The organism is Luteibacter sp. P1_D3 (genome assembly GCF_056406135.1).
Genome location: NZ_JBFUAT010000003.1, coordinates 148,118 through 162,453 on the forward strand (window position 1 = coordinate 148,118; position 14,336 = coordinate 162,453).

Annotated in this window: 9 protein-coding genes; 7 read left to right on the forward strand and 2 right to left on the reverse strand. The window is 65.1% G+C overall.

The features are described 5' to 3' along the window. Positions 1–250 precede the first annotated feature (250 nt). The 7 genes from rpoH (at position 251) to AC1DYM_RS04140 (ending at position 10,649) form a co-directional block, all read left to right on the forward strand. Positions 251–1,111, forward strand: coding sequence for an RNA polymerase sigma factor RpoH (rpoH, locus tag AC1DYM_RS04110; RefSeq protein WP_046968926.1), 861 nt, complete (start codon positions 251–253; stop codon positions 1,109–1,111). Between the two features lie 78 nt (positions 1,112–1,189). Continuing rightward, entirely contained in the window at positions 1,190–1,870 is a 681-nt protein-coding gene (locus AC1DYM_RS04115) for a response regulator transcription factor (protein ID WP_046968925.1), read from the forward strand. Continuing rightward, the gene (locus AC1DYM_RS04120) at positions 1,848–3,218 is read left to right on the forward strand and encodes a sensor histidine kinase (protein ID WP_477336193.1); all 1,371 of its coding nucleotides are present in this window, start codon (positions 1,848–1,850) and stop codon (positions 3,216–3,218) included. Before AC1DYM_RS04115 ends, AC1DYM_RS04120 begins: the two co-directional genes overlap by 23 nt. A gap of 79 nt (positions 3,219–3,297) precedes the next feature. After that, on the forward strand, positions 3,298–6,498 hold the full coding sequence (locus tag AC1DYM_RS04125; RefSeq protein ID WP_477336195.1) for an efflux RND transporter permease subunit: 3,201 nt from the start codon (positions 3,298–3,300) through the stop codon (positions 6,496–6,498). After that, entirely contained in the window at positions 6,488–7,669 is a 1,182-nt protein-coding gene (locus AC1DYM_RS04130; RefSeq protein WP_477336197.1) for an efflux RND transporter periplasmic adaptor subunit, read from the forward strand. Before AC1DYM_RS04125 ends, AC1DYM_RS04130 begins: the two co-directional genes overlap by 11 nt. Continuing rightward, a complete protein-coding gene (locus AC1DYM_RS04135) occupies positions 7,653–9,098 on the forward strand; it encodes an efflux transporter outer membrane subunit (protein WP_477336199.1) in 1,446 nt (481 codons plus the stop codon). The genes AC1DYM_RS04130 and AC1DYM_RS04135 overlap by 17 nt, the downstream gene beginning before the upstream one ends. Before the next feature lie 153 nt (positions 9,099–9,251). Next, complete coding sequence (locus AC1DYM_RS04140; protein WP_477336201.1) at positions 9,252–10,649, forward strand: coniferyl aldehyde dehydrogenase; 1,398 nt, start codon at positions 9,252–9,254, stop codon at positions 10,647–10,649. Positions 10,650–10,795: 146 nt separating this feature from the next. On the opposite strand, the gene tal is transcribed toward AC1DYM_RS04140, so the two are convergent. Both tal and AC1DYM_RS04150 read right to left on the reverse strand, forming a co-directional pair. Then, a complete protein-coding gene (gene tal / locus AC1DYM_RS04145; RefSeq protein ID WP_477336203.1) occupies positions 10,796–11,749 on the reverse strand; it encodes a transaldolase in 954 nt (317 codons plus the stop codon). Positions 11,750–11,846: 97 nt separating this feature from the next. Next, positions 11,847–14,021, reverse strand: coding sequence for a primosomal protein N' (locus AC1DYM_RS04150; RefSeq protein WP_477336205.1), 2,175 nt, complete (start codon positions 14,019–14,021; stop codon positions 11,847–11,849). Positions 14,022–14,336: the final 315 nt, after the last annotated feature.

The following is a 14,336-nucleotide window of genomic DNA, read 5'->3' on the forward strand; positions in this document are numbered from 1 at the left end:
CCTTTAAAGCCAGCCCTCAGCCCCAATAAACGTAGGTACGGCGGCCACATAGCCTCGTCGACGACCCTGCTGCCGCGTCACTCTCGGCCGGGGAACCGTCTGCCTCCTGAATCCCCCAGGGGTCCCTCTGGACATCCCGGGGGTATTTCTGTACCATAGCGTACAGTTAACCGATATGAACTTCGGCGCGACTTAGCACTCTCACATCGGGACTGCTAATCTGCACATCAGTTTTCAGGAGGTTCCACACATGTCTCAGGTCCTCGCCACCCGTAACTACGGGCTCCCGAGCGTCGTTGGCAGTCTGGATTCCTACATCTCGGCGGTCCATCGCATCCCGGTGCTCAGCCTTGACGAGGAGCAGTCGCTGGCGCGCCGCTTCCGTGACGACGCCGATCTCGACGCCGCCAAGCAGCTCGTTATGTCCCACCTTCGTTTCGTGGTCCATGTCGCTCGTGGCTACAACGGCTACGGCCTGCAGCTTTCGGACCTCATCCAGGAAGGCAATATCGGCCTGATGAAGGCCGTGAAGCGCTTCGACCCGGACCAGGGCGTTCGTCTGGTCAGCTTTGCGGTGCACTGGATCCGTGCCGAAATGCACGAGTTCATCCTGCGCAACTGGCGCATCGTGAAGGTCGCCACCACCAAGGCCCAGCGCAAGCTGTTCTTCAACCTGCGCAAGAGCAAGAAGCGCCTGGGTTGGATGAACGCCGAGGAAGTCCGCGTGGTCGCCCAGGATCTGGGTGTCCCCGAGGCGACGGTTCGCGAGATGGAATCGCGCCTGTCCGGTCGTGACGTCGGCTTCGAAGCACCTGCCGACGCCGATGACGACGACAAGCCGGCACCGGCCGCGTTCCTCGTCGACGAAGGCGCCGATCCGTACGACAACCTCGCTGAAGAAGATGCGAGCAAGAACCAGATGGGCGCGCTGTCGTCGGCGCTCGGTAACCTGGATGCCCGCTCGCGCGACATCATCCAGCGCCGCTGGCTGGCCGAGGACAACAAGGCCACGCTGCAGGATCTTGCCGATGAATACGGTGTTTCCGCCGAACGCATCCGCCAGATCGAAGCGAACGCCATGAAGAAGATGCGCGTCGCCATCGCCGCCTGAGTGCGTCGTTGGGCGTAAGATCCGGAACGGCCCCCCTGGTGGGGCCGTTTTCCGTTGTCCCCCTACGGAGTGAAGAGGATGCCCAGGGCACTGGTCATCGAAGATGATGAAGTCACCGCTCGCGACATCGTCGCGGAGCTGGGCGCGCACGGCCTGACGGCCGAGTGGGTGGCCAACGGGCGAGACGGGCTTGCCCGTGCGCTCGAAGACGGCTTCGACATCATCACCCTCGACCGCATGCTCCCGGGCATGGACGGTATCGACGTGGTGCTCGCGCTACGCGAGCGTTCCGTGGATACGCCGGTGCTGATGATCAGCGCCTTGTCCGATGTCGACGAGCGTGTGCGCGGCTTGCGGGCCGGCGGCGACGATTACCTGACCAAGCCCTTCTCGCCGGACGAGCTGGCCGCACGCGCGGAAGTGCTCCTKCGCCGGCGGCAGCCCAATGCCAACAGCAACCGGTTGCGCGTTTCCGATCTCGAGCTCGACCTCGTGCGTCACAACGCCCTGCGCAACGGGCAGCCGCTGACGCTTTTGCCCACCGAGTTTCGCCTGCTCGAGTTCCTGATGCGCAACGCCGGTCAGGTCGTGACACGGCAGATGATCTTCGAGCATGTCTGGGGCTTTCATTTCGATCCGGGTACCAACGTGATCGACGTCCATATCGGCCGTCTCCGTCGAAAGATCGACGGCGCCGGCCAGGTGCCGCTCATCCGAACGGTGCGCGGCTCGGGGTATGTCATTGCGCCCGCTGATTGACGCCTGGCGTTCCGCCACGTCGCGCCTGATCCTCATCTATGGCGCGCTGTTCGCCATCTGGTGCGTGGTGCTGCTGGGCGTCGTCCAGTGGGAGGCCTCGCGTTATCTCTCCAACGTCGTCGACGGCATGCTCGCCGCGCGCATTCATTACCTTGAAGGCACCGATCCGCGCCGGCTCCCGGCGACCGTGGAGGCGGCCAGCCAGATCGATGTCCAGGGCTTCATGTGGGTCGGCCTGTTCGACGCGCAGGGCAAGCGTCTGGCGGGCAATATCGAGAGCGTGCCGCAGGATCTGACCGACGAAGGTGTCGTTCACTCCATCCGCGCGAGCCTTGTCGATCCGCGGCGCAATACGCCGACCCGCGCACGCGGCGTCACGCGGGTGCTTCCCGACGGGACCCGCCTCGTTGTCGCCAAGGAAAGCGCGACGATCGACGGCGTCGGCGCGATCATCCGGCGTGGCCTGCTCTGGGGCCTGTCCCTGACCCTCATTCCTGGCGTTCTCGGCGGCATTCTTATCGCCCGGGGGCCGGCACGCCGCATTCGCGCCATCCAGCGCGCGATGGAGCCGATTCGCGAGGGTGACCTCAGCGTTCGGCTTCCGGTAAGCCGTGGCGGCGACGAGGTCGACCTTCTCGCGTCCACCGTGAACACGACGCTGGGGGAGATCGAGCGCCTGCTTGGCGAGGTGAAGGGGGTGACCGACAACATCGCCCACGATCTTCGTACGCCGCTCACGCGCATGCGCACGCGCCTCTACCGGCTGCAACAGCAGTTCGACGGCAAGCCCGAGGGCGACCAGCTCGATGCCTGCGTGGCGGAAATCGATACCGTGCTGTCGCGTTTCCGTGCGCTGTTGCGGGTGTCCGAACTGGAAGATCGCCAGCGTAGCGCCTGCTTCGAAACGCTCGATCTCGGCGACGTACTCCGCAACGTGCACGAGTTCTACGCGCCCCTGGCCGAAGATCGTGGCCAGGTGTTCGAGCTCGATGTGGGCCGGCTGCCGCCGTTGCGCGGCGATCCGCAGCTGATGTTCGAGGCCTTCGCGAACCTCGTCGGCAATGCCATCAAGTTCACCCCGGACGGCGGTGCCGTACGCCTGGTGGCAAGCACCGATCCGACCGGCGACGCGCGCATCGATATCGCGGACACCGGTCCGGGCATCCCGCCCAACGAGCGCGAGGCGGTCTTTCGCCGTTTCTATCGCAGTGACGAGACGCGGACGAAGCCGGGGTGTGGCCTGGGCCTGGCGATCGTCAGCGCGATCGTGCGCCTGCACGGGTTCTCGCTTTCGGTCGGCGGCACCGAGAAAGGCGCGGTTTTTTCTGTCGTGTGTCCTGCCACCTAAATAAATCTTAACTACGCCGCAGGAAGGTCCGGGCGCAAAATCCGCTGCGACGCAACATCGCGCACGGAATCCGTCCCCCATGATTGGCATTGTCCGGATCGCACTTTCGCGACCGTATACCTTCGTCGTCCTCGCTCTGCTGATCCTCATCGTAGGGCCGCTGTCCGCCATGCGGACGCCGACGGACATCTTTCCCGACATCAAGATCCCCGTGATCGCGGTGGTGTGGCAGTACACCGGCCTGTCGCCCGACCAGATGGCAGGCCGCGTTGCCTCGCCCTTCGAACGCGTGTTGACCACCACCGTGAACGACGTCGAGCACATCGAGGCGAACTCGATCCAGGGCTTCGGCATCATCAAGATCTTCTTCCAGCCCACGGTGGACATCCGCACGGCCAACGCGCAGGTCACGGCGGTCGCGCAGACGCTCCTGCGCCAGTTGCCAGCCGGCACCACGCCGCCGCTGATCCTCAACTACAACGCGTCGACGGTGCCGATCATCCAGCTGGCCCTGTCCGGCGATGGGCTGACCGAGCAGAACCTGGGCGATCTGGGCCTCAACATCATTCGTCCGCAGCTGACCTCGGTCGCCGGCGCGGCGATCCCGTTCCCCTTCGGCGGCAAGACGCGCCAGGTGCAGATCGACATCGATCCGCCGGCGCTGCAGGCGCGCGGGTTGTCCGCGCAAGACGTGGCCAACGCGCTGGCTGCACAAAACCTGATCACCCCGGTGGGCACGCAGAAGATCGGCCAGTTCGAGTACACGCTGCAGCTCAACAACGCACCCTCGGTCGTCGAAGAGCTCGGCAACCTGCCGGTGAAGACGGTCAATGGTGCGACGGTGTACATCCGCGATATCGCCCACGTGCGCGACGGCGCACCGCCGCAGACCAACATCGTGCACGTGGACGGTAATCGTTCGGTGCTCATGACGGTGCTGAAGAACGGTTCGGCATCCACGCTGGCGATCATCCAGGGCGTCAAGGATCGTGTCGCCGCGATGAAGGGCTCGGTGCCGGATTCCCTGCAGATCAAGCCGATCGGCGACCAGTCTCTCTTTGTCAGCGGTGCCATCGCGGGTGTCGCGCGTGAAGGCGTGATCGCGGCGGCACTCACCAGCCTGATGATCCTTCTCTTCCTCGGCAGCTGGCGCTCGACGGTCATCATCGCGACGTCCATCCCGCTGGCGATCCTTGGCTCGATCGCCGCGCTGTCGGCCATCGGCGAAACGCTGAACATCATGACGCTGGGAGGCCTCGCGCTGGCGGTCGGTATCCTGGTGGACGACGCGACGGTCACCATCGAGAACATCAACTGGCATCTGGAACAAGGCAAGGACGTCGAAACGGCGATCCTCGACGGCGCAGCGCAGATCGTCACCCCGGCCTTCGTCTCCCTGCTGTGTATCTGCATCGTGTTCGTACCGATGTTCTTCCTCGACGGTGTCGCACGCTTCCTCTTCGTGCCGATGGCCGAGGCGGTGATGTTCGCAATGATCGCCTCGTTCATCCTGTCGCGCACCCTGGTGCCGACGATGGCGAAGTATCTGTTGCATCCGCATACCCACGACGATCCGCACGGCGAAGGCAAGAAGCCGTCACGTAACCCGCTGGTGCGTTTCCAGCGTGGCTTCGAAGCGCGCTTCGAGAGCATTCGTGAGACCTACCACGGGCTTCTCGCCTTGGCGCTCGGGCATGGACGAGTCTTCGTGATCGGTTTCATGGCCTTCGTGGTTCTGACGTTCGCCCTGGTTCCGATGCTTGGCCGCAACTTCTTTCCGGCGGTCGACTCCGGCCAGATCCTCATGCATGTCCGCGCGCCGGTCGGTACGCGCGTGGAAGAAAGTGCTCGCCTGTTCTCCGAAGTAACGGATGCCGTGCGTCGTGTGATTCCGAAGGAAGAACTCGGTACGGTGGTGGACAACATCGGCTTGTCGAGCTCGGGCATCAACAACGCCTATAACAACACGGGTACGATCGGCAGCCAGGACGGCGACATCCAGATCTCCCTCAACGAAGGTCATGCACCCACGGCGGAGTACGTGCGCACGCTGCGTGAGCAGCTTCCGCGCGCCTTCCCCGGCACGACGTTCTCGTTCCCCCCGGCCGATATCATCAGCCAGATCCTGAACTTCGGCGCGCCAGCTCCGATCGATCTCCAGATCCGTGGACCGAACCTGCCTGCGAATTTCGCCTACGCCGACCGCTTGCTGCGCGAGATCCGCCGTGTGCCCGGTGTGGCGGATGCGCGTATCCAGCAGTCGCAGGCGAACCCGACGCTCAACGTCAATGTCGATCGCAGCCAGGCGCAGCAGGTCGGCATCACCGAGCGCGACGTGACCAACAGTCTCGGCGTGAACCTCGCCGGTTCCAGCCAGATCGCGCCGACCTTCTGGCTCAATCCGCAGAACGGCATTTCCTACCCGATCGTCATGCAGACCCCGCAGTACAGTATCGACTCGATGGCCGATCTGCAGAACGTGCCGATCAGTCCGAGCATCGGCGCCGCCGGCTCGCAGATCCTCGGTGGCTTCGCGACCGTGCAGCGCACCGCGACGAATGCCGTGTTCAGTCAGTACAACATCCAGTCCATGGTCGAGATCTACGCGACCACGCAGGATCGTGATCTCGGCGCAGTGGCCGGTGATATCCAGAAGATCATCGAGGCGAACAAGAAGTTCCTGCCGAAGGCGACCACGACCGCGCTTCTCGGCCAGGTGCAGACGATGAACAGTGCCTTCTCGGGCCTCATCCTCGGACTGCTCGGTGCCATCGTTCTCATCTACCTGCTGATCGTCGTCAACTTCCAGTCGTGGAGCGATCCGTTCGTGATCGTGACCGCCTTGCCAGCGGCCATCGCCGGCATCATCTGGATGCTCTTCGGCACGCATACGACCCTGTCGGTGCCCGCGCTCACTGGAGCGATCATGTGCATGGGTGTGGCGACGGCGAACTCCATCCTGGTCGTCAGCTTCTGTCGCGAGCGTCTTGCCGAGCTCGGTGATGCGCATGCCGCGGCCCTCGAGGGTGGCTTCGTCCGCTTCCGTCCGGTGCTCATGACCGCCCTGGCGATGATCATCGGTATGGCACCCATGGCGCTCGGCATGGGCGAGGGTGGTGAGCAGAACGCACCGCTCGGTCGCGCCGTGATCGGTGGCCTGATCTTCGCCACCACCGCCACGCTCTTCTTCGTTCCAGTCGTCTTCAGCATGATCCACGCGCGTCGTGGTCACCCGTCACCCACCCCGGTGAACTCCGGAGAGCCCATCCATGTCGCCTGATACCTTGCACACCCCTCCGCCGCGCCGCCTTCGCCTGGCTGGCGTCATCGCCGCGATCGTGGTCCTCGCGATCGTCGTCGCCGGTGTCGCCACACGCGCGAACGACTCACGCAAGCTGCGCGACTGGACCAACGAACAGTCCCAGCCCACGGTCAACGTCGTCTCGCCCCAGGGTGGCCAGGGTGGCGGCGATCTCAACCTGCCCGGTCGACTCCAGGCGTACTCGCGGGCGCCGATCTTCGCGCGGACGAGCGGCTACCTGAAATACTGGAAGGCAGACATCGGCCAGAAGGTGAAGGCCGGTGAGGTGCTCGCCGAAATCGAGACGCCCGACCTCGACCAGCAGTTGCTGCAGGCGAAAGCGGATCTCRCCAGCGCGCGGGCCAACGAATCCCTTGCGCAGACCACGGCCAAGCGCTGGCAGTCGATGCGTGATTCCGACTCGGTCTCCAAGCAGGAAGTCGACGAGAAAGTCGGTGACTACGACGCCAAGCACGCGCTTGCCGCTGCCGCCGCTGCCAATCTCGAACGCATCCAGGCACTGAAGGGCTACGCCAAGCTGACGGCACCCTTCGACGGAACGGTCACGGCTCGCGAAACCGACGTCGGTGCATTGATCAACGCGGGCGGTGGTGGCCAGGAACTGTTCGTCGTGTCTGACGTACGCAAGCTGCGCATGTACGTGAACGTGCCACAGAACTATGCGCCGTCCATCAAGCAGGGCGCGACGGTGAAACTCACCGTGCCCGAGTACCCCGGTCAGACCTTTGAAGGCACCGTGGAGTCGTCGTCGGCCTCGATCAGCGCGGCGACCGGGACGACGCTCGTCCAAGTCTCCGTCGACAACGAGGCCGGCAAGCTGCTGCCCGGCGCCTACGCCAGCGTCGAGTTCGACGTGGCAGGTAACGCAGGCCTGTTCAGCGTGCCCGCAAGTGCCCTTGTGTACGACGAGAAGGGGCTCCGCGTCGCCGTGGTCGATGCGCAGAACAAGGTCAGCTTCAAGGACGTGACGATCACTCGTGATCTCGGCAAGACGATCCAGCTGGGCTCGGGCATCGCGGCAGGCGACCGCCTGATCGAAAGCCCGCCCGATGGCCTGGCTGACGGCGACACCGTGCGCGTCAACGCACCGAAGAAGAAGGCGGAAGGCGACCATGCTGCGAAGGCCTGATTCCGAAAGCCGGTTCGGTCCCTGGCGCATCGGTGGGCTCGCGGCCCTTGTATCGCTCGGACTCTCTGCGTGCTCGCTCGCACCGACCTACAAGGTGCCCGACGTGCCCACGGCCGACCAGTACGCCAACGCGAACTCGCCGTGGACCGAAGCGAAGCCGGCCGATCACCTCGACCGGGATGCCTGGTGGAAGCTCTACGGTGACTCGCGCCTCGACGACCTGCAGACGAAGCTGATCGCGAACAACGCCAGCCTTGCTGCGGCGCTGGCGCATTACGAACAGTCCGAAGCGTTCACGCGGCAGGTGCGTTCCGCGCTGTTTCCGACGCTTGGCTTGAACGGCAACGGCCAGCGCGATCGCGAGTCGGATACACGCCCGCTTCGTGGTACCACCTCGCCAGCGGTCTATAGCTCGTACACGATCGGCGTGCAGGCGGACTATGAAGTCGATCTGTGGGGGCGCGTGCGCGACACCGTCGCTGCAGGGACGGCCGAGCAGGCCGCCGCGGCCGGCGACCTCGCCTCGGCGCGCCTGAGCCTCCAGGCCCAGCTGGCTGACAGCTATCTGCAGCTCAATGGCCTGGATCGCCAGGTCAAGGTGCTCAACGACAGCATCGTCGCCTTCAGTCGCGCGCTCGAGCTCACGCAGTCACGTCACGAGGGCGGCATCTCGTCCGGCCTGGATGTGGCGCGCGCCCAGACCCAGCTGTCCAACGCGAAATCGCAGCTCACCCAGACGCAGGCACAGCGTGCGCTGATCCAGCACGCGATCGCCGTGCTCGTCGGTGATTCCGCGTCCACCTTCAGCCTCGCGACCAACGACGCGCAGGTAAAGGTGCCGACCATCCCGCTCGACGTGCCCTCGGTGATCCTCCAGCGTCGACCGGACGTCGCCGCTGCCGAACGCCGCACGGCCGAGGCAAACGCCCGGGTGGGTGTGGCACGGTCGGCGTACTTCCCACAGTTGACGCTCGACGCGCAGGGCGGCTGGCAGAGCAGCGCCTGGGGCAGCATCGCCACCGCGCCGAATCGCTTCTGGTCGATCGGCCCGACGCTGTTGTTGAGCGTGTTCGACGGTGGCCGTCGCAAGGCCGTCGTCGATGCCGCCAAGGCAGCGACGGACGAGGCCGGCGCTAAGTACCGTGACGTGGTCCTCAACGCCTTCGCGCAGGTGGAAGACAACCTCGTCCTGCTGCGCGATCTCGGCACGGCGCTCACTGACCAGCGCGCCGCCGCCGATGCGGCGCAACGCTCGGTGGATCTGTCGCTTGACCGCTATCGCAACGGCGCCGTCGGCTACCTCGATGTGGTGCAGGCGCAGACGGCCGCGCTCGATGCCCAGCGTAGCGTGATCGATCTCGAGACCCGCCAGTTGCGTGCCAGCGTCCAGCTGATCCGTGCCCTGGGAGGTGGCTGGTTCCAGTCGTAAGCTTGATGCTCTTGTAGGAGCCGATTCATCGGCGATGGGTGCTCGCGGTAATAATCGGCGCTCTTCTCCGCAGGGATCGCCGATAAATCGGCTCCTACAACAGCTAAAGCCAACAGGCTCCGGGGCCGTGAGCTTCGCCGTACACTCGGTGCCATGGATGCCATCCTCGAACGCCAGAAGCTCGCCCAGCTGACCGACGGTTCGCCGTCGGCCGCGGTTCGCATCGATCGCCTCGACCGCGCCATCGGCCTGCTAGTCGACCACGCTGGCGATATCGCAGACGCCCTCCGCGACGACTTCGGTCATCGCTCGGTGCAGGGCTCACTGATCACCGACGTCGCCGCATCGATCGATCCGCTCAAGCACGCGAAGAAGCACGTCAAGCGATGGATGCGCCGCGACGCACGCAAGGTATCGCCAGCCGCGCTCGCGCTGCTGGGTGCACGCGCCTGGGTCGACTACCAGCCCAAGGGCGTCGTTGGCCTGATCTCGCCGTGGAACTTCCCGTTCAATCTCACCTTCTCACCCCTGGCCGGCATCCTCGCCGCCGGTAACCGCGCGATGATCAAGCCGTCGGAGTTCACGCCACGCTCGTCGGCGTTCATGCAGGCGATGATCGCCAGCGCCTTCGACGACACCGAGATCGCGGTGATTACCGGCGACAGCGGCGTCGGTGAACGGTTCTCCGCGCTCCCGTTCGACCACCTCATCTTCACCGGGGCGACCTCGGTCGCGCGGCACGTCATGCGAGCGGCCGCCGAGAACCTCGTACCGGTAACGCTGGAACTGGGTGGCAAGTCGCCGGCCATTGTCGGACGCGATGCCGATCTCGATCTCGCCGCGAAGCGGCTGATGTTCGGCAAGACGCTCAACGCAGGCCAGGTATGTGTCGCGCCCGACTATGTGCTGGTCCCTTCCGATCGCGTCGAGGCTTTGGTGGATGCCCTGCGGCGGGCAGTGGCCGGGATGTTCCCCACGCTGCGCGGCAATCCGGATTACACGTCGATCGTCAACGCGCGTCATCACGAACGCCTGCTCGGTTATCTCGCGGATGCAAAGGCGAAAGGCGCGACGCTAAGCTCACTCGGCGAGGCCGGAGAAACCTTCGACGACCGCCGTCTCGCGCCGACCATCGTGCTCGGCGCTAACGACGAGATGGACGTCATGCGTGAGGAAATCTTCGGGCCGATCCTGCCCGTGATTCCCTATGAGGGTATCGACAGCGCGATTGCGCAGATCAACGCGCATGCCCGGCCGCTCAGCCTCTACTACTTCGGCAACGATCGAGACGAACAGGAGCGCGTGCTTGCACGCACGATCGTCGGTGGCGTCACGCTCAACGACACGATCCTGCACCTGACAATGGACGAGTTGCCGTTCGGCGGCATCGGTCCGTCAGGCATGGGTGCGTATCACGGTGTCGACGGCTTTCGCACGTTCAGTCACGCGCGTTCGGTGTACCGGCAGGCGCGTTTCGATGTCTCGGCGATGTTGCGTCCGCCGTATGGCAAGACGGTGGACCGCCTGCTCGGTTTCAAGATCCGTCGGTAGCACCTCATGTGGGAGCCGCTTCAGCGGCGAAAAGCCAACGGAGCGCTGTAGCTGCAACGCCCATCGCCGATGAATCGGCTCCCACACAAAGCAGTAACAAAAAAGGGGCCGTGAGGCCCCTTTTTGCTACACCGTTGCAGCGAGGCTTACAGCTTCGCGCCCAGCAGTTCTTCGAGCTTGCGCTGGTCGACCGCGAACTTGCGGATACCTTCGCCAAGCTTGTCGGTAGCCATCGCGTTCTCGTTGTGGCCCCAGCGGAACTTGGCCTCGTCGAGCTTGGCCGGCTTGGCTTCCTTCGCACCGGTGTCCTTGAGCGCCACCGGCAGGTCGCTGGTGTTCTCGTCCAGTTCCTTCAGCAGCTCCGGCGCGATCGTCAGGCGGTCGCAGCCGGCGAGGGCCTGGATCTGGCCGATGTTACGGAAGCTGGCACCCATGACGACGGTTTCATAGCCGTGGAGCTTGTACCAGTCGTAGATGCGACGGACGGACTGCACGCCCGGATCTTCCGCCGGCGCGTAGGTCTTCTTGTCGGTATTGGCAACGTACCAGTCGAAGATGCGGCCGACGAACGGCGAGATCAGGAACACGCCGGCTTCGGCGCAGGCCACGGCCTGTTCGAAGCTGAAGAGCAGGGTGAGGTTGCAGTTGATGCCGTCCTTCTGCAGCTTCTCCGCGGCGCGGATACCTTCCCACGTCGAGGCGAGCTTGATCAGGATGCGCTCTTTCTTGATGCCGATTTCTTCGTAGAAGCCGATCAGGCGCTTGGCCTTGTCGATCGAGGCATTCGTATCGAACGAGAGACGCGCGTCCACTTCCGTGGAAACCTTGCCCGGGACGATCTTGAGGATCTCGCGGCCGACCAGCACGGCGAGGCGATCGCCGGCATCGACCAGCTGCTGTTCACGGCTGTTGCTCTGACCCTTGGCCCACTGCACGGCCTCGTCGATGTAGCCCGAATAGGTCGGGATACCGGCCGCCTTCAGCAGCAGCGACGGGTTGGTGGTCGCGTCTTCCGGCTTGTACTTGGCAATGGCCGAGATGTCGCCGGTATCGGCTACGACGGTGGTGATCTTGCGCAGTTGCTCGAGCTGAGTGGTCACGTTGGGGTTTCCGTTACCTGGGAGACCTCTATTGTCGCGCCGATTGGCCCCGCCGTGTAGGCATCCATAGGTTTCGGTTCAGCCATGCGGCGTTCTGTCAGTAAAGATCGATGGGATCGACGTCGAGCGACCAGCGCACTTTACGTGCCTCGGGCAGCCCGAGCAGGGCGTGCTGCCATGGCCGGAGGAACGTGTGCAGGCGGCCGCGCGAGCTGGCCTCGATCAGTATCTGGCCCCGATGGCGCCCCGCGCGCAGCGGCATGGGCGCGGGCATGGGCCCGGCGATACGCAGATCCTCCGGCGGGCCGATGGCGAGATGCGCCTGGGTCAGGAAGGCATCGACTTCGGCACGTCCGAGTGCATCGGCACGCAGCAGTACCTGATGGGCGAAAGGCGGCAGTTCCAGCAGCCGGCGCTCCTCGAGCAGTTCGGTCGCCACGGCACCGTAGCCGCCACGCAGCAGCGCATGCAGCATCGGGTGATCGGGGTGGTGCGTCTGCAGGAGGACGCTGCCCGGCTTGCTCGCGCGTCCGGCGCGCCCGGCCACCTGGACCACGAGCTGGGCCAGGCGCTCGCTGGCACGGAAGTCGACGCTGTGCAGCCCTTCGTCGACGCCGACGATGGCGACCAGGGTGAGATTGGGCAGATCGTGTCCCTTCGCCAGCATCTGCGTGCCGACGAGGATGGCCGGTTTGTCTTCGCGCAGGCCGTCGAGGATCTCGCCGAAGGCATCGCGGCGTCGCGTGGTTTCGCGATCGATGCGTACCACGGGCACGTCGGGAAACCGCGCCGTCAGGGCTTCTTCCAGCCGCTCGGTGCCCTGGCCCTGGGGGCTGATGTTGGCCGAAGCGCAGGACGGGCAGGCGACGGGTACGGCCATCGTGTTGTCGCAGTGATGGCAGATGAGCCGGCGGCGGCCGGCATGCAAGGTCATGGGCCGGTCACAGCGGGGACAGTCCGCGTGCCAGCCGCAGTCGTAGCAGAGCAGCACGGGGGCGTAACCCCGTCGGTTGCGGAAGACCAGCGCCTGTTCGCCGCGGCCCACGCAGGCGGCCACGGCATTCATCAGGGTGGGCGACATGCCGTGGTCGAGGCGCTGCGCGCGCATGTCGACGATCTGCACGCGGGTCGACTGCGTCGCGCCGGGTCGGCCCCGCAGCACCAGGCGCTGGTAGCGCCCCGCCTCGACGTTGCCCAGGGTTTCCAGCGATGGCGTGGCGGAGCCCAGGACCACCGGCACGCCATGGGCGCGGGCGCGGACGAGCGCGAGATCGCGAGCGTGGTAGCGGAAGCCTTCCTGCTGCTTGTACGACGCGTCGTGTTCCTCGTCGACGATGATCAGGCCGGCGTGCGGTAAGGGCGTGAACACCGCCGAGCGCGTACCCAGGACCACCTTGGCGCTGCCATTGCGGGCCCGCAGCCAGGCGCGCGCACGGTCGCCCTCGGCAAGATTGGAATGCAGCACTTCGATCGTCACGCCAAGGCGTTCGCGCAGGCGGCGGACAGTCTGTGGCGCCAGACCGATTTCCGGTACCAGCAAGAGCGTCTGTTTGCCGTCGGCGAGCGCGCGCTCGATCAGGGCCAGGTAGACCTCGGTCTTGCCGCTACCGGTGACGCCATCCAGTACATAAGGTTGGAAGCGACCGAACCCCTCTCCCATCGCAGCGACTGCGGCCGTCTGCTCCTCGCTCAGGGCAGGGCCCGGCGCAGGGCTGGCGGGCAGCGATGATTCCTCGAGCTCCGATTTTTCGACCAAGCCGGCTTCGACCAGGCGGCGGGCCGCCGCGCGCCACTCCGGCAAAGCGAAGGCGAGATCGTCGGCAGCGCGGGGGCCGTCGGCCAGTGCATCGAGCAAGGCGGCCGAGCCACCCTTGCGGCTGCGGGCATCGCGTGCACTGCGGCCTTGGTGGGTCAGCGCCCAGACTTCACGGCCGGTGGCTGGCAGGGGCCGGGGTTCGCGCAGCGCGAGGGGCAGGGCATTGGCGAAGGCCTCGCCTGGCGCGCCGGCCCAGTAGTCCGCCGCCCAGGCGAGGGTGGCCAGCAACTCGGCGTCCAGGAGCGGCGTCTCATCCAGCACCTCACTCACCCGCTTCAGACGCTTGACCCCGACGGCGGCTTCCGCGGCGGGATCGATCACGATCCCGACCATCTCACCCCGCCCGAAGGGCACGCGCACACGCGATCCCGCCTGCGCGCTGCCTGCCTCGGGCGGCAGGTAATCGAACAGGGTCAGGAGGGGGACGGGTAAGGCAACACGGAGGACGGCGGTCATGCGACCCCTAGTTTAACGACCTATGCCGATTTCGCTGGTCAATGATTGACCAGCGCGCCATAGGCTTGGGCTGATAAGACATCCCCCAAAAGAGGAATCCGAGGTAAGTGCCCGCCCGCAAGAGGGTTTCCGTGTTATCCACAAGTCCTGTGGATAAGTCTGTGGATGAGCTCCGGATGGGGGGCATCCAAGGCGCATGGTTGGGCCCTTCAGCTTAGCTTGGGTAGATTTTAACCAAGCTGAAATATAGCGTGTAATCAATAACTTGAAAATGCGACGCTGGCGACGTTCATCTGGCGTCTATAAATCCTTGAC

Coding starts and splice junctions, on each gene's coding strand:
- rpoH (WP_046968926.1), top strand. CDS start 251: ATGTCTCAGGTCCTCGCCACCCGTAACTACGGGCTCCCGAGCGTCGTT.
- AC1DYM_RS04120 (WP_477336193.1), top strand. CDS start 1,848: ATGTCATTGCGCCCGCTGATTGACGCCTGGCGTTCCGCCACGTCGCGC.
- AC1DYM_RS04125 (WP_477336195.1), top strand. CDS start 3,298: ATGATTGGCATTGTCCGGATCGCACTTTCGCGACCGTATACCTTCGTC.
- AC1DYM_RS04135 (WP_477336199.1), top strand. CDS start 7,653: ATGCTGCGAAGGCCTGATTCCGAAAGCCGGTTCGGTCCCTGGCGCATC.
- AC1DYM_RS04140 (WP_477336201.1), top strand. CDS start 9,252: ATGGATGCCATCCTCGAACGCCAGAAGCTCGCCCAGCTGACCGACGGT.
- AC1DYM_RS04150 (WP_477336205.1), bottom strand. CDS start 14,021: ATGACCGCCGTCCTCCGTGTTGCCTTACCCGTCCCCCTCCTGACCCTG.